Raw genomic sequence first — 22,692 nt, forward strand, 5'->3', positions numbered from 1 at the left:
GGATGCCCGGTCGTTGATTCACATGATTTTCGAATTCAACAAGCCCGCCCCTACGCGATCTTGAGATACACCCGCTGGTCACCAGTGCCAGCATTTAGATAGCCCGCGATCGGCTTCCACTGGATTTGCTTGCGCGCCTGAGCGTGCTCCGAAACGGCCACTGCGGCCGGCCCCGTTGAGCAGGCAGCGCCAATGCCCAAATGAATAAGGAAACTCCCCTGTGAGTGAATTGCATACGCACCAGCTTCTGACCGACGAAACCGGTCTGGAATCGATCGAGCCCGAAGAAACCATCATCTCGGACGAGAAGCCGCACGAGATCGCGGAAAAGTCCTTCGCCGACTTCAACGTCCGCGCCGACATCGTGGAGTCCCTCGCCTCCGCAGGAATCACACACCCGTTCCCCATCCAGGCCATGACGCTGCCGGTTGCCCTTGCCGGCCACGACATCATCGGACAGGCCAAGACGGGCACCGGCAAGACCCTGGGCTTCGGCATCCCGGCGCTGCAGCGCGTCGTGGGCCGGGATGACGCCGGCTTCGAAAAACTGGCCGTTCCGGGCGCTCCGCAGGCCCTAGTCATCGTGCCGACCCGTGAGCTGGCCGTCCAGGTCGCTAAAGACCTGGAGAACGCCGCCACGAAGCGCAACGCCCGCATTGCCACCATCTACGGCGGCCGCGCCTACGAGCCGCAGGTTGACGCGCTGCAAAAGGGCGTCGAAATCGTTGTCGGAACCCCGGGCCGCCTCATCGACCTCTTCAAGCAGAAGCACCTGAGCCTGAAGAACGTCAAGATGGTCATCCTTGATGAGGCCGACGAAATGCTGGACCTCGGCTTCCTCCCTGACGTCGAGACCCTCATCGCCGGCACCCCGGCGGTCCGCCAGACCCTGCTGTTCTCAGCCACTATGCCGGGTCCGGTCATCGCCATGGCACGGCGCTACATGACACAGCCCACCCACATCCGCGCCGCCGACCCGGATGACGAGGGCCTGACCAAGCGCGACATCCGTCAGCTGATCTACCGTGCCCACAGCATGGACAAGGTTGAAGTGGTGGCCCGCATCCTCCAGGCCCGGGGGCGCGGCCGAACCATCATCTTCACCAAGACCAAGCGCACCGCGGCCAAGGTCGCGGAGGAGCTCGTGGACCGCGGCTTCGCTGCCGCCGCCATCCACGGCGACCTCGGTCAGGGCGCCCGCGAGCAGGCCCTGCGCGCGTTCCGCAATAACAAAGTGGATGTCCTCGTCGCCACCGACGTGGCCGCCCGCGGCATCGACGTCGACGACGTCACGCACGTGATCAACTACCAGTGCGTCGAGGACGAGAAGATCTACCTGCACCGCGTCGGCCGCACCGGCCGCGCCGGCAACAAGGGCACTGCCGTGACCTTCGTTGACTGGGACGACATGCCGCGCTGGGGCCTGATCAACAAGGCGCTGGGCCTGAACTACCCGGAACCGGTGGAAACGTATTCGTCATCGCCGCACCTCTTTGAAGAGCTGGACATTCCGGCCGGCACCAAGGGCCGTCTCCCCCGCGACAAGCGCGTACTGGCCGGGGTCGACGCCGAAGTCCTGGAGGACCTGGGCGAGACCGGCAAAAAGCCCGCCCGCAGCGGCGGAAGGGACACCGCAAGGACCACAGGCGGAGCCCGCGGACCACGCGACGGCGCCCGGGAGGGCACCCGTGACGGCGGACGCTCCGGCAGCCGCGACACACGCCGCAGCGGCGAGGCCGGCGGACGGTCGGGAGACCGCCGTCGTCGTTCCTCCGAGCCAGAAGCGGCACCCGCTGCGACCGCACCGGCGGCAGAGGCAGCCGCCGCTGCACCCACCGAGGTGGACCGGGCCACCCGCGCCCGCCGGCGGACGCGCACCCGCCGTCACAACGGCGAAGTGGTTGCCGGTGGCGAGGCCCAGCAGGGCACGTCGCAGCCGCGCGGCGCCGAGGCCTAAACCCCTTCATGACTGACACCGTCTGGGCGCCGGACGGCAGCAACCTGGTGGTACACGCGGACAACGCGGACTACCTCCCGACGCTGCCGGACGGCGCCTTCACATTGATTTACGTCGACCCGCCCTTTAATACCGGCCGGGTCCAGAAGCGCCAGGAAACCAGGATGGTGCTCAACACCGGCGGCGACGGCGACCGGGTCGGGTTCAAGGGGCGCTCCTATGACACGATCAAGGGCGCGCTGCACAAGTACGACGACGCGTTCAGCGACTACTGGTCCTTTCTGGAACCGCGGCTCGTCGAGGCTTGGCGGCTGCTGGCCGACGACGGCACCCTGTACCTGCACCTGGACTACCGCGAGGTGCACTACGCCAAGGTCATGCTGGACGCCATCTTCGGCCGCGAGTGTTTCCTGAACGAGATCATCTGGGCCTACGACTACGGCGCCCGGGCCAAGTTCCGCTGGCCCACCAAGCACGACAACATCCTCGTGTACGTCAAGAACCCGACGAAATACCACTTCGACAGCGCCGAAGTGGACCGGGAACCGTACATGGCCCCCGGACTCGTGACAGCGGCCAAACGCGAGCTCGGCAAGCTGCCCACGGACGTCTGGTGGCACACCATTGTCTCCCCCACCGGCAAGGAGAAGACCGGCTATCCCACCCAGAAACCGGAAGGCCTGATCCGCCGCGTGGTGGCGGCCTCGAGCCGCCCGGGCGACTGGTGCCTGGACTTCTTCGCCGGTTCCGGAACTCTCGGGGCGGTCGCCGCGAAGCTCGACCGGAAGTTCGTGTGCGTGGACCAGAACCAGCCGGCCATCGACGTCATGACCAAGCGCCTGGCCGCGAAGGCGCGGTTCACGTCGTTCCCGCCGGCCTGACGCGCGCTCCCTTCCGCCCCCGCCCTTCCGCCCCCGCCCTACCGTTGCGCTATCACTCTTGGCGGCTAACCGGGCTTCTGAAGGACCTTAAGTGATAGCTCAACGGGAAGAAACAGGCGGCCGGGGTTCGTCCTGCCCGTCAGCGCACCACTGACGATCCCGTGCCCAGTTCCTCGATCCGGGCAAAGACTTCCGGCGAGGTCAGATTCTCCCCCAGCAGGTTCGGCTTGCCCGTGCCGTGGTAGTCGGAGGACCCGGTGACCAGCAACCCGTGCTTCCTGGCAAGCGTGCGCAGATAGGCCCGGCCGTCTTCGGGATTGTCGCGGTGGTCGATCTCGAGCCCGGCCAGGCCGGCGTCGATCATTTCCAGGTACGTGCGCTCGCCCACGATCCTGCCCCGGGACGAGGCCACCGGATGGGCGAACACGGGAACGCCGCCGGCTGCCCTGACCAGTTCGACGGCGAACGCGGGCTCCGGGGCATAGTGCTGCACGAAGTACCGAGAGTGCGAGGTCAGAATCGAAGCGAAGGCCTCGTTGCGGTCAGCCACCACCCCGGCGGCCACCAGCGCATCGGCGATATGGGGACGTCCAAGCGTGGCACCGGGCGCGACGTGGTGGATCACGTCGTCCCAGCTCAGCGGGTAATCCTCGGCGAGAAGCGTGACCATGCGTTCGGCCCGGCTGGTGCGGGCATCCTTGGACTTGGTGATTTCCTCCAGCAACCCCGGATGGGCCGGGTCGTGGAGGTAGCTGAGGAGGTGGACGCTGATGCCCTCCTCAGTCCTGCACGAGATTTCCATGCCGGGCACCAGCGCGATCCCCGCGTCCAGCGCCGCGGCGGACGCTTCCGCCCAGCCGTCGGTGGAGTCATGATCAGTCAGGGCCACGACGTTCAGGCCGGCGGCGGCCGCGGCGGCCATGACGGCGGCGGGGGGCTCTGTGCCGTCGGAGACATTCGAGTGGGCGTGCAGATCAATTCTCACCAGCCAAGCCTAGTAGACCTGCCGGGTGCATGGGGGAAAGTGGCCACGGCCAGCATCCTGAAGGGCCCGGCGGCCCGGGCCCGCGGCGGCTCCCACCTGTTCGCCTCAGCCGCCGGGCTGGTGAGACTATGGGACGGTGAACGATGCAGAAACCACCCCAGACTCCGCTTCCCAACCCCTCGACGAGCGCGTCAACAACCGCTCCCAGCGGCCCAGTTCAGAGGCTTTCAAGGCCTTTATGGCCAGCAATTGGGCACCGGCCGCGCAGCAGCTCCCCGACCGGGATCCTGTGGCCGCCCACGCTACCATCCGCCGCCGCGCCATTTCGGACCAGTTCAAAGGTGAACGGCTCGTGGTGCCCGCCGGGCCGCTGAAGGTCCGCTCGAACGACTGCGATTACCGTTTCCGCCCGCATTCGGCGTTCGCCCACCTGACCGGGCTGGGCCTGGACCACGAGCCCGACGCCGTCCTCATCTTTGAGCCGGTGGAGGAAGGAAGGGGCGACGACGGCGGCAACCACCGCGCCACGCTCTACTTCCGGCCGCTGGCCGGCCGTGACACCGAACAGTTTTATGCGGACTCGCGCTCTGGCGAATTCTGGATCGGCGCCCGCCCCACCCTGAAGGAATTCGAACAGCGGCTGGGACTGCCCACGGCCCACATTAACGAGCTTGAACTGGCCATCACCAAGAACGTGGGCGCACCGGAAATCGGTGGGATCTCCGTCCGGCTGGTGCGCAAGGTGGACGAAAACATCGACGCCCTGGTGGACACGGCCCGTTACAACACAGCCAAGGACCCGGAGAACCTGGACCTCGGCGTGCTGGATGCGCTGGACGAAAAGCTCACCGAGGCCCTTTCTGAACTGCGGCTGCTCAAGGATGAGTGGGAAATCGAGCAGATGAAGATTGCCGTCGCCGCGACGGCGGAAGGTTTCGCCGAGGTGGTCAAGGCCCTTCCCCGGGCACTGACTCACCAGCGCGGGGAACGCGTGGTGGAAGGCGCCTTCTTCGCCCGGGCGCGCGAAGAAGGCAACGAGCTCGGCTACGATACGATCGCCGCTTCCGGCAACAACGCCACCGTGCTGCACTGGACCCGGAACACGGGCAAGGTCAGCGCCGGGGAAATGCTGCTGCTTGACGCAGGTGTCGAGGCCGATTCGCTCTACACCGCGGACATCACCCGCACACTACCCGCCAACGGCACGTTCACCGAGATCCAGCGCAGGGTGTACGAAGCCGTCCTGGACGCCGCGGACGCCGGCTTTGCCGCTGCGCAGCCCGGCACCAGGTTCCGCGATATCCACACCGCCGCCACCACGGTGCTCGCCGAACGCCTGGCCGAATGGGGCCTGCTGCCGGTGTCCGTCGAAGAGGCCGTCAGCCCCGAAGGCCAGCAGCACCGCCGCTGGATGCCACACGGAACCAGTCACCACCTCGGCCTGGACGTGCACGACTGCGCCCAGGCCAGGCGCGAGCTGTACCTGGACGGCGTCCTGACCCCTGGCATGGTGTTCACCATCGAGCCCGGACTGTACTTCAAGGAAGAGGACCTCGCCATTCCGGCCGAGTACCGCGGCATTGGCGTCCGCATCGAGGACGACATCCTCATGACGGCGGAAGGTCCGGTCAACTTGAGTGCCGTTCTTCCCCGCAAGGCCGACGACGTCGAGTCCTGGATGGCCGGCATCTACCAGGAAGTCGACCAGGCACGATAGCCGGCGGGTCGAACGCCGGCTCACAACGGCAAAGGAAGGCCGCCGGACATGCAATGTCCGGCGGCCTTCCTTCGTGAACTAGTGCCGGGGGCTATTAGCTACTCCCGGGGCTGGTCCCGGTTCTGGTCAGCCTCGGGCTGTTCACCCTGCTGGCGTTCAGCACCCCGTTGTTCAGCATCCTGCTCTTCAGAGCCGCGCCGAGCCCGGTGCTCTGCTCGGTGCTCAGCCGCGCGGTGTTCAGCCGCATGGCGTTCAGCTGCATGGTGTTCGGCGGCATGGTGTTCAGCCGCGCGCTGTTGTTCGGGTCCGCGGGGGGCGCTGGACGCGTCCGCAACACGGACACCGTACTGGGGCCTGCCGTCCGGCAGATCGGGATACATGACCCCGGAGGGTCGCGCCGCCGGGTGTTCCTCGGGCGCGGGCTGGGCCACCTGGCCGGCTTGAGGGGCACCTGGCTCGGCAGCCCTCTGACCATAAGGATCATTCCAGCCAGCCGGACGCTGGGGCCCTTGCCCCGGCTGGGGGCCGTGGTGCTGGAACGGCTGGTTCTGGTAATCGCCCTGGGCGTAGTGGGCGGCGCCGGCAGATGCGTCCGAAGTGGACATGGGAAGCTGGTGAAGGAGACGGCGCGCCTCGTGGGCCGCCTCGAACGCCACCACGACGTCATAGTTCGTGGCGACCACTTGGCTGGTCGACGTGAAGTCGCGCTTCCCCCTCTGCATGGCATAGGTGACGATGCCGAAAAGCATAAAGAAAGCGGCACCCATCAGGACCGACGTCACGATGGAGAAGTAGCCACCGGTGGGCGAGAAGAAGGACAGCATAACGCCCACGAAGAGGCCGAACCACATACCGCTCAGGGCCCCGGAGAGCGCCACGCGCGGGTAGGTCAGCCTGCCGGTCACGCGTTCCACCATCTTCAGGTCGTTGCCCACAATGGAAACCAGCTGCACTGGGAACTGCTGGTCGGCAAGATAGTCCACCGCCTTCTGGGCATCCAGGTAGGAGCTATACGAACCGACGGTGTCCCCCACCGGCACGGCACGTAATTCATCGGGCCCGCTGGGGCCGCCGGCCTTGGGAGCACCAAAAATGTTTGACATACTCCCATTCTTGCCCATCTGGCTGGGCAACGGCTGGAAATTCAGCTAAAAGAGAGCAGACTCGGTAGCCTGTATAGGTGAGTACGAATCTTTCGCGGGTCTTTGTTGCGCGCCTTCTCGGACTGGATGTCTTCGACCCCCTGGGCGATCGTCTGGGCAGGCTGCGCGATGTTGTGGTGCTCTCGCGCGGCACCCGCGGCGCACCCCACGTGGTGGGCATCGTCGTCGAGGTCCCCGGCAAAAAACGTGTCTTTGTGCCGATGACCCGGATCACCTCGATCGATCAGACGCAGATCATCTGCACGGGCCTGGTTAATCTTCGCCGTTTCGAACAGCGCGGCGCGGAAACCCTGGTGGTGGCCGAGATGTTCGACCGCCGGGTAACCCTGGCCGACGGCAGCGGCGACGCCACCATCGAGGACATCGCCATTGACCGGCACCGCTCGGGCGACTGGTTCGTGAGCAAACTGTTCGTGCGCCGCGGCCACTCGCTGTCGCCGCTGAGCAGGCTCCGCCGTAACGAGACCATGATCATCGACTGGGCCGATGCCCAGCAGGGTGCCAAGACCGAACCCCAGGCGGCAACGCAGTTCGTTGCAACGCACGAGGACCTGAAGCCGGCGGACTTTGCCGAAGCACTCCAGGAGATGAGCGACAAACGCCGCTTCGAGGTCGCCAGCGAACTGCAGGATGAGCGGCTGGCCGACGTCCTGCAGGAGATGCCGGAAGGTGACCAGGTGGAGATCCTCTCCGCCCTGGATGTCAACCGCGCCGCGGACGTCCTGGAGGAAATGGACCCCGACGACGCAGCGGACCTCCTGGCCGAGCTGCCGTCGGCGCAGGCGGAGGAGCTGCTGCAGCTCATGGAACCGGAAGGGGCCGAGGACGTCCGGCGCCTGCTGGAGTACGACGAAGACACCGCCGGCGGCCTGATGACGCCGGTGCCCGTGATCCTGCCTCCCGAAGCCACCGTGGCCGAAGCCCTGGCACACGTCCGGCGCGAGGAACTCTCGCCGGCGCTGGCATCCTCGATCTTTATTGCCCGGCCGCCGTTGGAAACCCCTACCGGGCGTTTCCTTGGTGTGGTCCACATCCAGCAACTGCTTCGCTATCCCCCGCCGGAACCGCTTGGCAACCTCGTGGACAAGACCCTGGAGCCGGTTTCGGACCATGCGCACATCAGCGAAGTTGCCCGCGCACTCGCAACCTACAACCTGAACTCCCTGCCCGTGGTCAACAGCGACGGACGACTTGTGGGGGCGGTGACTGTTGATGACGTGCTAGATCACCTGTTGCCCGATGACTGGCGCGCCCACGAGGACGACGCCCCGATAAGGAAGCTTGGAGGCCGCATTGGCTGATACGTCCGTACGAAACTCCAGCATGAAGGGCGGCAAGGCCGCCGGCAAGGGCAGCCTCGACACCCCGTTGAGCGGCCGCCAGCGCATCCTCCCGAAGTTTTCACCCAACCCGGATGCCTTTGGACATGCCACCGAGGGATTCGCCCGTTTTATGGGCACGCCGCAGTTCCTGGTCTATATGACCATCTTCTGTATCTTCTGGCTGGCCTGGAACACCTGGGCTCCTGAGTCCTTGCAGTTCGACTCCAGGGCGCTGGGCTTCACCCTGCTGACCCTGATGTTGTCGCTGCAGGCCTCCTACGCCGCCCCGCTGCTCCTCCTCGCCCAAAACCGGCAGGATGACCGGGACAGGGTGTCCCTCCAGCAGGACCGGCAGCGTGCCGAGCGCAACCTCTCCGACACGGAATACCTGACCCGTGAGCTGGCATCGCTGCGCATCGCCCTGCGCGAGGTTGCCACCCGCGACTACGTACGCGCCGAGCTCCGCAGCCTTCTCGAGGACATGCTGGAAGCGCAGGAGGAACTCCGTACGCACGACCCGTCCGGAACCGGCAGCCATGAGTCTCCCAAGGACAAAGTGAAGGAGCGGCTAAAGGAACGCCGTGACAAGCAGCGGAGCCCCCGCACCCAGCAGATGCCCAAGGTCAAACCCGACACTCCGGGATTTCCGGCCCACCTGAATTCCCCCGAAAGCTGAGCATTGACTGCATGAACACCCCCTTGGCGCAGGCCGTCGATGCCGCGCTGGCCACCGTGATAGACCCCGAGTTGCGCCGTCCCATCACCGAACTGGGGATGGTGGAGTCTGTGCACATCGCCGAAGGCGGCCGCGTCCGTCTGGTTGTGCTGTTGACCATCGCGGGCTGTCCGCTGCGCGGCACCATCACCGCCGACTCCGAATCGGCGCTGCTGGCCGTCCCCGGTGTCTCCGCCGTCGACGTCGAGCTCAAAGTCATGTCCCAGGAGCAGCGCGACGCACTGAAGGAGAAGCTGCGCGGGCCGGGCGGCCAGCGCAGCATCCCTTTCAACGAGCCCGGTGCGCTCACCAAGGTCTTCGCGGTGGCCAGCGGCAAGGGTGGCGTGGGGAAATCCTCGGTGACCGTCAATCTTGCCTGTGCGATGGCCGCGCAGGGGTTGCGGGTGGGCATCATCGACGCCGACGTCTACGGCTTCTCCGTACCCGCCCTGATGGGCCTGAACCAGGCCCCCACACGCGTGGATGACATGATCCTGCCGCCGGTCGCCTATGGCGTGAAGGTCATTTCGATCGGGATGTTCGTGAAGAGCAACCAGCCGGTGGCCTGGCGCGGGCCGATGCTGCACCGGGCCCTGGAGCAGTTCCTGACCGATGTCTACTTTGGCGATCTCGACGCACTGTTCCTGGACCTCCCGCCGGGCACCGGGGATATCGCCATCTCGGTTGCCCAACTGTTGCCCAAGGCTGAGATTCTGGTGGTCACCACTCCGCAGACGGCGGCCGCGGACGTTGCCGAACGCGCCGGTGCCCTCGCCACCCAGACGGGACAGTCCGTGGCGGGGGTCGTGGAGAACATGTCCTATCTGGAAATGCCCGACGGCGGCCGGATGGAACTGTTCGGCAGCGGCGGCGGGGCAGTGCTCTCCGAGCGGCTGAGCGCCACGGTGGGCACCACGGTGCCGCTTTTGGGCCAGATCCCGCTGGATATCCTGTTGCGTGAAGGCGGGGACGCCGGGGTGCCCATCGTTCTGGGGCGTCCCGAGACGCCCGCAGCCAAGGCTCTTGCCGGCATTGCTGGACAGCTCGGGGCCCGGCCCCGTGGACTGAGCGGCAGATCGCTGGGACTGCAGCCGCGCTGAGTGGCCCGTTCAGCGCACCGGGCGCGTCCGGGCGGCTGCCGGGCTTAGGTGGCTTCCGAGTCGAACGGGGCCGGTTCGCCGTCGGGCAGCCGCTCAATCGCGCGCGCCGGGTGGGTCTCCGCATAGGACGCGGCCGAGGCCGAGGCCACGGCGGCAACTGAGGTTGGACCGCCGGCGCTCACAGGCTTGGTGTCGTCATCCAGCAGCGCTTCCTTGATGATCCGGCGGGGGTCGTACTGACGGGGATCGTATTTCTTCCAGTCAACCTCGTCGATGTCGATGCCGACTTCGTCCTTGATCTGCTCCCGCGCGCCGGAGGCCATCCGGCGGACTTCCTTGACCAGGTTCGCCAGTTTCTGGGTGTATTCGGGCAGCCGCTTGGGGCCGATCACCAGGACGCCGATGAGCAGCAGAACGAAGAACTCCGGACCGTTGATTCCAAACACCTTAGGAAGATTACCCTCTCCGGCTCGCTGCTGACGATTCCGGCGCTGAGCCGCCGAAGTAACCTGTGGCTGCTCGCGCCATCACGGGGAGAACAGTCCAATGATCCGACTCAGGCCGCGCTGCAGGCGCGCAGTCAGGGGCTCCTGCGCAGCGGCGGTTCTCCCGTTCCCCGCAATCCCTGGGCTGCCCAGTGAAGCCCGCGGGTCGCTGGAAGGCATGCCCGTGCTTGCGGCACCGTCGCGCACGAGTTCGGCCATGCCGTCGTCCGCCTTTGCAGCGGGAAGATCCGAGACATACGTGAACGTGATGCCGGGCGCCTGATAGATCGCTCTCCACGGCGTGGCAGCGTGGACCCATAGCGTGCCTTCCCGGCGGGCGCCGTCATCCGGGGCCGGAACAAACCCGTCGTCCGCCGCGGGGTGCCCCGTCATGACGTTCATTGGCGAGGAGGCCAGGGCCGCCACAGTCGCTCCAGCCGCCTGCCCGCCTTGCGGGTGCTGCTCAAGGACCGTGGCAAAATGGCTGCCGTCGGAAAGCTTCATTTCCAGGACACCGTGCCCGGCCACGGTTTCGTGCCTGGCCCAGAGCAGGTGGAAGCCCAGATCCTGGAGCTCGGGGCCCACCCATCCCTCTGTGCGGAGAACGGCGAGCTGATCGGGGTTCAACGTGCCGGCAGCCTCCGCGGAACCTGCGGCCTCGAAGGCCTGGCCGTCGGCCGGCCGCTGAAGCGATTGCGGGATCACTCCGCCGGCAATTCCTTCGCCTGCAACGGGCATCGGGTCACCCGCCAGAACGTATGCCGCTACGGCCACCACGCCCACGGCCGCCATGGCGCCACCGGCAACAATGGACAAAATCCTCGCCGGGCCCGATGCCCCGGGAAAATGGCTCGCTGCGTCTGCCGCAGGGGCCGGGGACGCCGCCATTGCCAGGTGCTGGGTCCGGGCCAGCAGGCGGGCAGTCAGATCATCGCTGGCAGCAGGGACCTCTGCGGTGCGCAGTCGCTCAAGATACTGCCGTTCACGCCACTGACGCAGGGCACACTCGGGGCACGATTGAATGTGGCTGGCGTTGCGCCCGCGCTTTCCTCGTAGTTGCGGCCGGCCGCCACACCTGCCCCCAAGGCCACCCAGCAATCTTTTTAGCTGACCCATGGAACCGTTCAGAGGATGCCGGCGATGCGTGGCATTTTGAGCCGCGGCTTGAGGGACTGCTTGGTTCGCGGATCCCGGTGGGCGAGTTTCTCGCGAAGCATGGTCCGCCCGCGGTGGATCCGGGACCGGACGGTTCCCAGTTTCACATTCAGGGCTGCGGCGACCTCGTCGTACGACAGTCCCTCAAGGTCGCAGAGGACCACGGCTGCACGGAAGTCCGGCGGCAACTCCTCAAGGGCGGCCTGCACGTCAAGGTCCAGGTTGTTCAGTTCGAAGCTCTGTTCCGGACCCGGTTCGCGTCCCGGAAGCTTGGATTCGGCGTCTTCGGCCAGCGCGTCGAAGCGGATACGGCTCTTGCGCCGCGCCTGGTCCAGGAAGAGATTGGTGGTGATGCGGTGCAGCCAGCCGTCCAGGGTTCCCGGCTTGAAGTTCTCAAGGGAACGGAACACCCGAACGAACACCTCTTGGGTGAGGTCCTCGGCGTCGTACTTGTTTCCCGTCAGGCGGTAGGCCAGGCGATAGACCTTCGCGGAGTGGTTCGTGACCACTTCTTCCCACGTTGGCCTGACCCACTCGGCGTCCGCCGGGCCGGAATCTTCAACTGCCGGGACAGGTGCCACAACTGATGCTGACATCGTCCGCTCCCCTCATGGATGGTACTAACGTCCGGATGGTTTTGACACCAGTGCTTCGGCGCCGATCACCACCTGGATGAGCGGATACTTATCATTTCAAATTTGGCTGGGAATTTCCTGACTTTCCCGGCACTTCCGCCTTGGGCGGAAAACGGATGGCAGCGGCGCCTCCATGACAGGCGGCGTCACCTCCGGCCGGGCCGCCGTCGCACACAGTACGCTGTAAGAAACACTCCCCTGCCGCCCAGAAAGCGAATCAAATGAGCGCCGATAAGTCCACGAGCTGGTCCTATGCAGAAGATCTGCCTGCCGAGGACGAGGTTTTGCTACACGCTCGTGAGCGCTCCTTTGAGCTGGGAGTAACCCCGGTGGGGCCGGGAGTGGGAGCGGTCCTCACCGTCCTGGCCGCTGCATCCAAGGCGCAGACCGCCGTGGAGATCGGGAGCGGCGCCGGCGTTTCGGGGGTCTGCATTCTCCGCGGGCTGGGACCCCAGGCCGTGCTGACCACCATCGACGTCGATGTCGAACATCTCAGGGCCGCCCGGGAAGCCTTCCAGGAGGCGGGAAGCCCTGCGAACCGCACGCGCACCATCTCCGGCCGCGCCGGAGATGTACTGCCCCGCCTCACCGACAGTGCCTACGATTTGGTGTTTATCGATGCGGATAAACCGAACACACCCGGCTACGTGGAACAGGCCGTCCGCCTGCTGAAGTCAGGCGGCCTGCTGATCATCAACGATGCCTTGGACAAGGACCGCGTGGCCAACCCCGCAGCCCGCGAGGCGACCACCGTGACCCTTCGCCAGGTGGGCAAGGCTATCCGCGACGATGACCGGCTCGCCTCCGCCATGCTGCCCACCGGGGACGGACTCCTGGTGGCCGTCAAGAAATAGGCTTTCCCCGGATTATCCGCGGATTAAGGAAGGGCCCGTGACCTCCCGGTCACGGGCCCTTCCCCAGCAAATCTATTCGGTAACGCCGACGAGGCATTCCTTCAGGTTTGCCGCCTCTGCGGCGTTGAGCTCAACCACAAGCCGCCCCCCGCCTTCGAGCGGCACACGCATGATCAGGCTGCGGCCCTCTTTGGTTACTTCCATAGGGCCGTCGCCGGTGCGTGGTTTCATAGCCGCCATGAGGAAAATCCCCTCCAGTAGTCCCAGGACTTACCAGCCCGGGCGGGCTGCGTCCGCGTCGTCAATCAAGCCACTCCGGCAGCGTTGCGGCGCCGCCTTTGCTGAACACTGTTGAATACATTTTGTTCGTGCTTAACCATTATTATCCTGTAATTACCCGCCTGTAGCTAATTGATGGACTTTCTCCACCGCCACGGAATTCGGCGGCGGCATCTCCAGCCCTTCCTCTCCGTCAGGGCGGATAATCCCCCCCGCCCGGCAACTGCGCCCAGGCCCACAGCCACACGATCCAGACGATCTGCAGCAGCAGGAACATCGTCAGCACCGCACCCCGGTAGGCCCGGGAGCGCGAGACGAGTGCGGCGCCAAGTGCCAGCGGAAACAGCGGCAGCAGCATCCGGAACGTGCTCGTCTGCGGGTGCAGGAACACCAGCAGGTATCCCAGGTAGCAGATGCACCACAGCCGAAGCTCTGCGCCCAGCGCCCGGACCGGCACAGAATTCATGAACAGTCCGAAGGCGGCAACAAATACAAAAGGCGCCATGATCCCGAGCACCGGACCAAAAAGCTGGATCCCCATGTCGAACCACGGTTTGAACGGCACAAGTTCCTGACCCCGCCATACGGTCTCAGTCTTGGTGTAGGCCGCAGGATCGCCTGTGACCGCCCACGCAATCGCCGGCCACATCAGTGCGCCCAGCGCGCTGACCACCGCCAGCCCGGCAAGTGAGCCAAGCTCCCGGATGCTGTGCGGGACAAAGGCCTGGACAGTGTGCCCGTCGGCATGCCGCCTGCGCTGGAACAGTCGGTAGACAAAAAGCCCGGCCACCATGGCCGCAAACGGCACCCCGGTGGGACGGGAGAGGCACATAAGCGCCACCACGGGCATCGCCCACAGGTAGCGGCGCCGCATCACCAGCAGCAGGGCGCAGGCCAACAGCAGCAGGTTCAGGGATTCGGCGTACGGGACTTGCAGGACGCCCGACACCGGAAAAGTGGCGAAGAAGACCACGCCCCACAAAGCGGTCCCGTGCGCGGCCTTCTGGCGAAAAATGCGGTACACCGCCAACGAGGCACCGAGCCCCGCGACCATCGCGATGAAGGTCAGCGACAGCGCCGGGTCCAGGCCCGTCATGGTGGACAGGGCCCGGCCCAGCAGGGGGAAAAGCGGGTAGAACGCCCAGGCATTTTCCTTGACGTTGCCGAAGCTGTCGAGGGGCAGGGCGGGCGGATAGCCGTTCCTGACCACCTCGGTGTACCAGCGGGCATCCCAGATGTTGATGAAGTTCCAGTAGTCAGGCCTCGGCGGGAACCATGGATTGACCCCCTGTTGGAGGGCCGCGGCCATAAAGATGCACGCGCTGACGAGCCGTGCTGCGATGTAAACGCCTCCCACCTGGACCCACCAGGGCCATCGGCCCGCGCGGCCGGCCGCCGAGACGACGCGTTCCCACAGGACCCCGTTCAGTCCGGGCGACATTTCAGACTCACGGTCCATGGCAGCGACACCGGGCCGGATCACGGCCGTTCCTCCACCACCGGCGCGGAGGCTTGCAGGCCGGGTGCGGGCAGATCGGGCTCCATCAGTCCGCGCTCCCCGATGGCGGAGCGCAGACGTGTGATTTCGGCATTCTTGGCGGCGATCTGGTCGCGGAGTTCGTCCAGCACCTGATCGACCTGGTCCATCCGGTACCCGCGAAGCCCCAGGGCAAAACGGATGCGGTCGACGTCGGCCGGCTCTGCTTCGGCCGGGAGCAGCACCGGCGGGAGCGATGCCACAGGTTCATCGAATGCATCAGGCAGGGCTTTGCCGCCGCGCCAGCCACCACGGGAAACACCGGGCGAGAAGCCTGTGCCGAGGAACAGCGCTGCGCCGATTAACGCAATGGCAAGGAAGATCAGGAAGAAACTCACAGCATCAATCGTGCCAGACAGCAGCGGGGCCGCTATTCAGGCCGCTGCTCAGCGTTTCCCCTGCCGTTTCGCCTGCCGTTGGCTGAGTCTGTACTTCCGGCCGCCCCCGGGGCCGGGCGGATGGCGCCGTGAATTACCAGGTCAACGGCATGGGCAGGCTCGTCCACGAGTTGGATCAGGCCCAGATCCTTCTCCGAGATCATGCCGTCCTCAACCAGGGTTCCCTGAATCCAGTCGATCATGGGACCCCAGAATGCTGTGCCCACAAGAACTATAGGGAATGAGGTGACCTTCCTCGTCTGGACCAGGACCATGGCCTCGAAGAGCTCATCGAGGGTACCCAGTCCGCCCGGCAGCACAATGAATCCCTGGGCGTATTTCACGAACATGGTCTTGCGGGCAAAGAAGTAGCGGAAATTGATGCCCAGATCCACCCACTGGTTGAGGCCCTGTTCAAATGGCAGCTCGATCCCCAGGCCCACTGAGACACCGTTGCCCTGAACGGCCCCCTTGTTGGCGGCCTCCATGGAGCCGGGGCCGCCGCCGGTAATGACAGCCACCCCGGCTTCGGCCAGTTTCCTGCCGACTTCGACGCCGAGTTCGTAGTAGACGGAGCCGGGCTTGGTCCGCGCGGAACCGAAGACGCTGACAGCCGGGCCAAGATCCGCCAGGGCGCCGAATCCTTCCACGAATTCGCTCTGAATCCGCAGCACGCGCCATGGGTCTGTGTGCACAAACTGGCCGGGACCTTTGGTGTCCAGCAAGTGCTGGTCCGACATCTCCACAGCCGCCTGTTTGCGCCGCAGTTCCAGTGGGCCCTTGTGGCGTGTGGCGATAGGGGGTGCCGGGACGGGCTCGGGCTGTGGATCGGTACTCATCCACCTAGGCTAGCGCGGTTCTTCACGCTTGCCGCCTCGGCGTGTCAGATGGCTCTTCCGGTTGATTATGTCCCGCCAGGCAGCAGGTATCTCTTGAATCACGATCTACGGGATCTGGGAGTGATTGGCGTCATAAGCGTCTAATGTTCGCTAGATTCTTCTTTATGACTACTCAAGTGCCCGGCGATGCGCTCGTCTCCCTGAATGCCGTCAACAAGCATTACGGCCAGTTGCACGTCCTGAAGGACATCAATCTAAATGTCCGCAAGGGCGAGGTCGTTGTTGTCATCGGGCCGTCAGGTTCGGGCAAGTCAACGCTGTGCCGCGCCATCAACCGGCTGGAAACGATCGACGACGGCGTTATCAAGATCGACGGCAAGGAACTGCCCGCCGAGGGTAAGGAACTTGCGCGCCTGCGCGCCGACGTCGGAATGGTCTTCCAGTCATTCAACCTGTTCGCCCACAAGACCATCCTGGAAAACGTGACCCTGGGCCCGATCAAGGTCAAGGGAATGTCCAAGGCCGAGGCGGACAAGGAAGCGATGGCGCTCCTGGAGCGTGTCGGCGTCGGGCACCAGGCACCCAAGCTTCCGGCCCAGCTTTCCGGCGGCCAGCAGCAGCGCGTCGCCATCGCACGCGCCCTGGCCATGAAACCGAAGGTGATGCTCTTCGATGAGCCAACCTCCGCCCTGGACCCGGAAATGATCAATGAGGTCCTTGACGTTATGATCCAGCTGGCCAAGGAGGGCATGACCATGATTGTCGTGACCCACGAAATGGGCTTCGCCCGCAAGGCCGCGGACCGCGTGGTGTTCATGGCTGACGGCCAGATCGTGGAGGATGCCACCCCGGAGGAATTCTTCACCAACCCGCAAAGCAACCGCGCCAAGGACTTCCTGTCCAAGCTCCTCACGCACTAGCACCCGCCGATTCGCACCCACTGAGTTCGCACCCTGGCCGTTACCATCCGGCCGCCCAATGAAAGGAATGTCATGAAGGCATTTTTGACCCGGAGGAAATCCCTTCTGGTTGCGGCATCCGCAGCCCTGGCACTGTCCCTGAGCGCCTGTGGCGGAGGCGGCACCGGCACCACCAGCAATCCCCCCGTCGCCGAAAAGCCAAGTTTCGCCGCCGACACCACCATGGCCAAGCTGTCTTCCGCGGGAAAGATCATCATTGGCACCAAGTTTGACCAGCCGCTGTTCGGCCAGAAGGGCCTCGACGGCAAGCCTGTCGGCTTCGACGTTGAAATCGGCAAGCTGATCGCCGCCAAGCTGGGCATCTCGGCCGACAAGATCGAATGGAAAGAAACGGTTTCCGCGAACCGTGAGCAATTCATCAAGAACGGCGACGTCGATCTGATCGTTGCGACCTACACGATCAACGACAAGCGCAAGACCGAGGTCTCGTTCGCGGGTCCGTACTACGAAGCGGGCCAGGCTCTGATGGTGAACAAGGACAACACGTCCATCACCAAGCCCGAGGACGTCAAGGGCAAGAAGGTTTGCTCGGTCACCGGTTCCACCCCTGCCGATACCATCGTGTCGAAGTACGGAGCGGTGCTGGTCCCGGCTGCCACCTACTCCGCCTGCCTGGAACCGCTGCGCAACAAGCAGGTTGAGGCTGTCACCACCGACAACGTCATCCTAGCCGGCTTCGTTGACAAAGAGCCCGACGCGTTCAAGCTCGCCTCGGACCAGACCTTCACCAAGGAGCCTTACGGCATCGGCCTGAAGAAGGACGACACCGTGTTCCGCAACTGGATCAACGACCAGCTGGAGGCCTTCGCCAAGGACGGCTCCTACAAGAAGGCTTGGGAAGCCACCGCCGGAAAGGTCATCAAGACCGCTCCGGAGCTGCCCGCCATCAACCGTTACTAATAGCCTGGTGTGGCGGTTGCCGGAGTCCGCGCTCGTCGCGGATCCGGGAACCGCCACTCCTGTCTTCCGCTCACATCCCCTCAAGGCAGCTGAAGGAACCCATGGACGTCATCATTGAGAGCCTCCCGCAATACTGGGACGGTTTTCTCAGAACCCTTTTCCTGGCCGTGGTCTCGGGGATCATTGCCCTGGTCTTCGGCACCATCCTCGCGGCCGCCCGCGTATCCCCCATCCCCGCGCTGCGCGGCTTCAGCATGGCGTACGTGGAAATTGTCCGGAACACACCGCTGACCATCGCCTTCTTCTTCGCCGCTGTGGTTCTGCCCCGACTGGGTGTGACGTTCCAGCAGTTCGAGGTTGCCGCCATCATCGCCCTGAGCGCCTACACCTCGGCGTTCATTGCCGAAGCCGTGCGCTCCGGTGTCAACAGCGTCCCGGTGGGACAGGCCGAAGCGGCCCGCAGCATCGGCATGAAGTTCAGCCAGGTGCTCTCCCTGATCATCCTGCCGCAGGCACTTCGCACCGTGATCCCGCCCTTGATCAACATCCTCATCGCCCTCGTGAAGAACTCCTCGGTGGCCGGCGCGTTCTACGTCCTGGAACTCTTCGGTTACGGAAAGCAACTGGCCAACTCCCACGGCGACGCCGTGCTCTGGGTCCTGGTGGGCGTGGCCTTCTTCTACCTGTTGATTACTGTCCCCCTTGGATTGCTTGCCAACCAGGTTGAACGAAAGGTGGCGATCGCCCGATGACCTCGGTCCTTTACGACGTCCCCGGGCCCAAGGCCCGCCGTGTTTCACTGATCGGCTCGATTGTGGGCGTTATCGTGATCGGCGGCCTCCTCGCGTGGGCCATCTCGATTCTGGCGCAACAGGGCATCTTCCAAGCCGAGCGCTGGGCCGTCTTCCAGATTCCGGATGTTTGGAACCTGATCGGCAGCGGCATCGGCGCCACCCTGAGCGCGGCGGCCGTGGCAGCGGTAATCGCCTTCCCGCTGGGGCTGCTGCTTTGCCTGATGCGCATTTCTGAGGTGCCCGCCATCCAGGTCCCCACCCGGATCGTGCTGGAGTTCCTGCGCGGCATGCCCGTGGTCCTGATGATGTTCTTCGTGTTGCTGGTGTTCGCCACCGGCTCCTTCGTCGCCGTCGTCGCTGGCTTGGTGCTCTACAACGCGGCCATCTTCGCGGAGATCATCCGCGCCGGCATCCAGTCGCTACCCAAGGGCCAGCGCGAGGCGGGCCTGGCGATCGGTCTGACAAGTTTCCAGTCCCGCCGCAGCATCGAACTGCCGCAGGCCATCCGCCGCATGCTGCCCTCCCTCGTGGCGCAGCTGGTGGTGCTGCTGAAGGACACCTCACTGGGCTACATCGTGTCCTACGAGGAATTGCTGCGCAAAGTGCAGATCATGGCAGACTTCCTCGGGCCGCAGTACCTTTTCCCCGTGTTCTTCGTGGCAGCGGCGATCTATATCACGATCAACTTCTCCGTCTCCCGCCTCGCCATCTGGATTGAGCGGCGGGGCTCCAAAAAGGCCGCTGGCGGCGTTGCCCACGTGCCCGTCGCCGGGGTTACAGCGAAGTAGACGACTGTGCAGTCAGCTTGATCGGAAAGGCCCGGAACCCCTCGCTGGTGGGTTCCGGGCCTTTCCTGTTTTGCGTGTATCCGGCTAGGCCGTCAACCAGCTTCGCAGCGCCCGCAGGCACTCGCGGATGGCCTCCGCCTCGACGTGTTCGTTGTCCTTGTGAGCAAGCAGCGCGTCACCTGGACCGAAGTTCACTGCGGGGACACCGAGCTCACTGAACCGGGCCACGTCCGTCCAGCCATACTTCGGCTTGGGTTCGGCTCCCACCACCGCCACGAACGAGGCGGCCGCGGGATGGTTCAGTCCGGGGCGGGCACCGGCTGCGCTGTCGGTACGGACCACGTCGAATCCCGCCAACAGTTCGCGCACGTGGGCTTCGGCCTGGTCGGGGGTCTTGTCCGGCGCGAAGCGGTAGTTGATCTCCACCACGCACTTGTCCGGGATGACATTTCCCGCTGTGCCCCCGTTGATCCGGACCGCATTCAGGCTTTCCCGATAGTCGAGCCCGTCCACGTTGACAGTCTGCGGCTCATAGTCCGCCAGTCTTGCCAGGATTGGCGCCGCCGAGTGGATGGCGTTGCTTCCCATCCACGCGCGGGCCGAGTGCGCGGCTTCCCCGAGCGTGGTGGCTTCGAAGCGCATGGTGCCGTTGCAGCCGCCTTCAACGGAGCCGTCCGTGGGTTCAAGCAGGATGGCAAAGTCACCGTGGAGGAGCTCGCCATGGTTGCGCACCAGCCGGCCCAGTCCGCTCTTGACGGCTTCGACTTCCTCGTGGTCGTAGAAAACGAACGTCACATCCTTGCCTGGCCCCGCTCCGCCGTCGAAAATCGACGCGGCCAGCGCCAGCTGGACGGCCACTCCGCCTTTCATGTCGGTGGCTCCCCTGCCATACAACATGCCCTCGCCGGGGGCGCCGGAGGGCCAGTACGACGGCACCGTTCCGAGCGAACCCTCGGTGACCGGCAAGGGAACGGTGTCAAGATGCCCGGCCAGGATGACCCGCTCAGGCCGGCCCAGGCTGGTGCGCGCAATGATCGAGTCCCCGTCGCGGACAAGTTCCAGCTCAGGAACGGCGCGGAGAGCGTGTTCCACGGCGTCCGCAAGTTCCTTCTCGTTTCCGGAGACACTGTTAATGTCTATCAGGGCGGCGGTGAGCAGAGCGACGTCCTGGCTGAGATCCAGGCGGACGGGAGTGGTTTGAGCAGTCACGTTGCCAGTCTAGTTCGAGTCCTGAGCCCTGCTCTCGATAGACTGGGGGCATGACTGAAACCGTTGCTGATTCCGCCGTGCCCGCCGACACCACCGCTTCCAGGGATTCCCGGTCCGCCTATGGCTTCGGACTGGCCACCGTGGCCACGCGCAACGGCGAGGCCACCGTATTGGACGTCTGGTACCCGGCCCCGGCCCTCGGAACGGCTGCGGAAAGCGCCCGTACAGTGGAAAGCGCCGACCCGGCCCTCGCGGAGATCGCCGCCGGCAGCGCCGACCCGGCCCGTGGCACGGAACAGAAAGTGGTGTTCGTGCAGATCCATCTTGATGAAGCACCCGCGGACACCGCTGACGCTTACTTGCGGCTCCACCTGCTCTCGCACCGGTTGGTCCAGCCGAACACGATCAACCTCGACGGAATTTTCGGCAAGCTTCCCAACGTGGTGTGGACGAACTTCGGCCCGGCGGCGGTGGAAGGCTTCGAGCTGACCCGCGCCAAACTGCGCAAGCGCGGAGCGGTCACGGTTTTCGGGATCGACAAGTTCCCCCGCATGGTGGACTACGTTGTCCCCTCAGGAGTCCGCATCGCCGACGCCGACCGCGTCCGGCTCGGCGCGCACCTCGCCGAGGGAACCACCGTCATGCACGAGGGGTTCGTCAACTTCAACGCCGGCACGCTCGGCACCTCAATGGTGGAGGGCCGGATCTCGGCCGGCGTCGTGACTGGTGACGGCACCGACGTCGGTGGCGGCGCGTCCATCATGGGCACGCTTTCCGGCGGAGGCAAGGAAAAGATCGCCCTGGGCGCGCGGGTTCTTCTGGGCGCCAACTCGGGTGTGGGCATCAGCATTGGCGACGACTCCGTGGTGGAGGCCGGGCTATATGTCACGGCCGGCACGCTGGTCAGCGTGGTGGGGCCGAAAGACGCCGACGGCAAGCCTACGGCCACCACTGTCAAGGCCGTGGAGCTCTCCGGAGTCCCCAATCTGTTGTTCCGCCGCAACTCCACGAGCGGCGCGGTGGAGGTCCTCCCCCGCAAGGGCCAGACGGTAGAGCTTAACGAAGCCCTGCACACGAACTGATACCGCCCAACCCACCACATTCAGCCGGCCCGTCGCCGGTCCAAGGGAGTAGTTTCGTGGCACGCAGACGTGGCTTGCGCCGCCTGGTGGTGCTGGTGCTTGCCCTGGCTCTTGTGGGCGGCGGCATCTACATGGCCGTGGGCTTCGTGCAGCGCTCGGAGACACTGGTGTCCGAGAAGTGCACGGCAGCCGTCGGCTCGCTGAAGGCCGATCTCGCCACCGACCAAGCCGCCAACGCGGCGTTGATCAGTGCGGTGGCGCTGCGGCGGGGACTCCCCCCGCGGGCGGCCAGCATCGCCCTGGCCACCGCGATGCAGGAGTCCAAACTCCGCAACATCGAACACGGGGATCAGGCCGGCCCGGACTCCCGCGGCCTCTTCCAGCAGCGTCCGTCGCAGGGATGGGGCACCGCAGCGGAGGTTATGGACCCGTACCATTCCACCGGGGCGTTCTACGACGCGCTGGTGAAAATTCCCGGGTACGAATCCCTGGACATCACCGCCGCAGCCCAACAGGTCCAACGCTCGGCCTACCCCCAGGCTTATGCACAGCACGAGGAAATGGGCAGGGCGTTTGCCTCCGCGCTCACCGGACAGGCTCCCGAGGCCTTGGACTGCACCTTGCGGAGCCCCGAGGACGCCGGCAGTCTTGATGCTCTGCGTGAGGATGTGACCGCCGCCTACGGTGATATCCCCGCAACAGCGGACGGCAGCAAACTGGTGCTCGAGGCTAGCGGCAGCCGGGCCTGGGCCATAGGGCAGTGGGCCGTGGCCAACGCCAAGTCATTGTCCATCACCCAGGTGGATGTGGAGGGCCGGAGCTGGAACCGGCAGGCGCGGAAGGGCTGGCAGCCTGTCGACGCGGCACCCGGCCAGGTGACAGTGACGGTCGCCGCGACCCCCGCTTCGTAGCTGGAGCGCGGACGGCGCCGCCAGCGC

General features: G+C 65.3%; 23 protein-coding genes. 13 read left to right on the forward strand and 10 right to left on the reverse strand.

The window, feature by feature from the left end:
- Positions 1-220 precede the first annotated feature (220 nt).
- Positions 221-1,957: a DEAD/DEAH box helicase gene (locus ACP4XC_RS17095; RefSeq protein WP_427171732.1), complete on the forward strand. Its 1,737-nt coding sequence runs from the start codon at positions 221-223 to the stop codon at positions 1,955-1,957.
- 8 nt (positions 1,958-1,965) lie between these two features.
- A complete protein-coding gene (locus ACP4XC_RS17100) occupies positions 1,966-2,838 on the forward strand; it encodes a DNA-methyltransferase (RefSeq protein ID WP_427171734.1) in 873 nt (290 codons plus the stop codon).
- Between the two features lie 139 nt (positions 2,839-2,977).
- On the opposite strand, the gene ACP4XC_RS17105 is transcribed toward ACP4XC_RS17100, so the two are convergent.
- Positions 2,978-3,823 (reverse strand): PHP domain-containing protein, encoded by an 846-nt coding sequence (locus ACP4XC_RS17105; RefSeq protein WP_427171736.1) that lies wholly within the window; start codon positions 3,821-3,823, stop codon positions 2,978-2,980.
- 136 nt (positions 3,824-3,959) lie between these two features.
- On the opposite strand from ACP4XC_RS17105, the gene ACP4XC_RS17110 reads away from it, so the two are divergent.
- Positions 3,960-5,540 (forward strand): aminopeptidase P family protein, encoded by a 1,581-nt coding sequence (locus ACP4XC_RS17110; RefSeq protein WP_427171738.1) that lies wholly within the window; start codon positions 3,960-3,962, stop codon positions 5,538-5,540.
- A 98-nt stretch (positions 5,541-5,638) separates the two neighbouring features.
- On the opposite strand, the gene ACP4XC_RS17115 is transcribed toward ACP4XC_RS17110, so the two are convergent.
- Entirely contained in the window at positions 5,639-6,643 is a 1,005-nt protein-coding gene (locus ACP4XC_RS17115) for a general stress protein (protein ID WP_427171740.1), read from the reverse strand.
- A 77-nt stretch (positions 6,644-6,720) separates the two neighbouring features.
- Between ACP4XC_RS17115 and ACP4XC_RS17120 the strand changes: the two genes are divergently transcribed.
- Genes ACP4XC_RS17120 through ACP4XC_RS17130 form a run of 3 tightly spaced genes read left to right on the forward strand, consistent with a single transcriptional unit; the run spans position 6,721 to position 9,840 of the window.
- Entirely contained in the window at positions 6,721-8,004 is a 1,284-nt protein-coding gene (locus tag ACP4XC_RS17120) for a magnesium transporter MgtE N-terminal domain-containing protein (RefSeq protein WP_427171742.1), read from the forward strand.
- A 22-nt stretch (positions 8,005-8,026) separates the two neighbouring features.
- Positions 8,027-8,701, forward strand: a complete 675-nt coding sequence (locus tag ACP4XC_RS17125; RefSeq protein WP_427175148.1) for a DUF1003 domain-containing protein — start codon at positions 8,027-8,029, stop codon at positions 8,699-8,701.
- An 11-nt stretch (positions 8,702-8,712) separates the two neighbouring features.
- Positions 8,713-9,840 carry an Mrp/NBP35 family ATP-binding protein gene (locus ACP4XC_RS17130; RefSeq protein ID WP_427171744.1) on the forward strand — a complete coding sequence of 376 codons (1,128 nt, stop codon included), beginning with the start codon at positions 8,713-8,715 and terminating at the stop codon, positions 9,838-9,840.
- 44 nt (positions 9,841-9,884) lie between these two features.
- Here the strand turns inward: ACP4XC_RS17130 and ACP4XC_RS17135 are convergent, their stop codons facing one another.
- The 3 genes from ACP4XC_RS17135 to sigE all read right to left on the reverse strand — a co-directional run bounded on the left by ACP4XC_RS17135 (position 9,885) and on the right by sigE (position 12,076).
- The gene (locus tag ACP4XC_RS17135; RefSeq protein WP_427171746.1) at positions 9,885-10,286 is read right to left on the reverse strand and encodes a Sec-independent protein translocase TatB; all 402 of its coding nucleotides are present in this window, start codon (positions 10,284-10,286) and stop codon (positions 9,885-9,887) included.
- 81 nt (positions 10,287-10,367) lie between these two features.
- On the reverse strand, positions 10,368-11,141 hold the full coding sequence (locus ACP4XC_RS17140) for a hypothetical protein (RefSeq protein WP_427171748.1): 774 nt from the start codon (positions 11,139-11,141) through the stop codon (positions 10,368-10,370).
- Positions 11,142-11,449: 308 nt separating this feature from the next.
- Positions 11,450-12,076: an RNA polymerase sigma factor SigE gene (gene sigE / locus ACP4XC_RS17145; protein ID WP_427171750.1), complete on the reverse strand. Its 627-nt coding sequence runs from the start codon at positions 12,074-12,076 to the stop codon at positions 11,450-11,452.
- 260 nt (positions 12,077-12,336) lie between these two features.
- On the opposite strand from sigE, the gene ACP4XC_RS17150 reads away from it, so the two are divergent.
- Positions 12,337-12,969, forward strand: a complete 633-nt coding sequence (locus tag ACP4XC_RS17150) for an O-methyltransferase (protein WP_427171752.1) — start codon at positions 12,337-12,339, stop codon at positions 12,967-12,969.
- Positions 12,970-13,041: 72 nt separating this feature from the next.
- On the opposite strand, the gene ACP4XC_RS17155 is transcribed toward ACP4XC_RS17150, so the two are convergent.
- From ACP4XC_RS17155 to ACP4XC_RS17170, 4 genes are all read right to left on the reverse strand, one after another.
- Positions 13,042-13,209 carry a DUF3117 domain-containing protein gene (locus tag ACP4XC_RS17155; RefSeq protein WP_009357720.1) on the reverse strand — a complete coding sequence of 56 codons (168 nt, stop codon included), beginning with the start codon at positions 13,207-13,209 and terminating at the stop codon, positions 13,042-13,044.
- 232 nt (positions 13,210-13,441) lie between these two features.
- The gene (locus ACP4XC_RS17160; RefSeq protein WP_427175149.1) at positions 13,442-14,689 is read right to left on the reverse strand and encodes a hypothetical protein; all 1,248 of its coding nucleotides are present in this window, start codon (positions 14,687-14,689) and stop codon (positions 13,442-13,444) included.
- A gap of 38 nt (positions 14,690-14,727) precedes the next feature.
- Positions 14,728-15,123 carry a DivIVA domain-containing protein gene (locus ACP4XC_RS17165; RefSeq protein WP_427171755.1) on the reverse strand — a complete coding sequence of 132 codons (396 nt, stop codon included), beginning with the start codon at positions 15,121-15,123 and terminating at the stop codon, positions 14,728-14,730.
- Positions 15,124-15,155: 32 nt separating this feature from the next.
- Positions 15,156-16,001 (reverse strand): TIGR00730 family Rossman fold protein, encoded by an 846-nt coding sequence (locus tag ACP4XC_RS17170; RefSeq protein ID WP_427171757.1) that lies wholly within the window; start codon positions 15,999-16,001, stop codon positions 15,156-15,158.
- Between the two features lie 164 nt (positions 16,002-16,165).
- Here ACP4XC_RS17170 and ACP4XC_RS17175 point away from each other — a divergent pair, with 164 nt between their 5' ends.
- The 4 genes from ACP4XC_RS17175 (at position 16,166) to ACP4XC_RS17190 (ending at position 19,463) form a co-directional block, all read left to right on the forward strand.
- Positions 16,166-16,921, forward strand: coding sequence for an amino acid ABC transporter ATP-binding protein (locus tag ACP4XC_RS17175; RefSeq protein WP_427171759.1), 756 nt, complete (start codon positions 16,166-16,168; stop codon positions 16,919-16,921).
- A 72-nt stretch (positions 16,922-16,993) separates the two neighbouring features.
- Positions 16,994-17,881 (forward strand): glutamate ABC transporter substrate-binding protein, encoded by an 888-nt coding sequence (locus ACP4XC_RS17180; RefSeq protein WP_427171761.1) that lies wholly within the window; start codon positions 16,994-16,996, stop codon positions 17,879-17,881.
- 101 nt (positions 17,882-17,982) lie between these two features.
- Entirely contained in the window at positions 17,983-18,633 is a 651-nt protein-coding gene (locus ACP4XC_RS17185) for an amino acid ABC transporter permease (protein WP_427171763.1), read from the forward strand.
- A complete protein-coding gene (locus tag ACP4XC_RS17190) occupies positions 18,630-19,463 on the forward strand; it encodes an amino acid ABC transporter permease (protein WP_427171765.1) in 834 nt (277 codons plus the stop codon). Before ACP4XC_RS17185 ends, ACP4XC_RS17190 begins: the two co-directional genes overlap by 4 nt.
- An 84-nt stretch (positions 19,464-19,547) precedes the next feature.
- On the opposite strand, the gene dapE is transcribed toward ACP4XC_RS17190, so the two are convergent.
- Entirely contained in the window at positions 19,548-20,672 is a 1,125-nt protein-coding gene (dapE, locus tag ACP4XC_RS17195; RefSeq protein ID WP_427171767.1) for a succinyl-diaminopimelate desuccinylase, read from the reverse strand.
- A 50-nt stretch (positions 20,673-20,722) separates the two neighbouring features.
- Here dapE and dapD point away from each other — a divergent pair, with 50 nt between their 5' ends.
- Complete coding sequence (dapD, locus tag ACP4XC_RS17200; RefSeq protein ID WP_427171768.1) at positions 20,723-21,754, forward strand: 2,3,4,5-tetrahydropyridine-2,6-dicarboxylate N-succinyltransferase; 1,032 nt, start codon at positions 20,723-20,725, stop codon at positions 21,752-21,754.
- 56 nt (positions 21,755-21,810) lie between these two features.
- Positions 21,811-22,665: a hypothetical protein gene (locus tag ACP4XC_RS17205; RefSeq protein WP_427171770.1), complete on the forward strand. Its 855-nt coding sequence runs from the start codon at positions 21,811-21,813 to the stop codon at positions 22,663-22,665.
- Positions 22,666-22,692: the final 27 nt, after the last annotated feature.

This window comes from Arthrobacter sp. 92 (assembly GCF_050260325.1).
Taxonomy (GTDB): Bacteria; Actinomycetota; Actinomycetes; order Actinomycetales; family Micrococcaceae; genus Arthrobacter.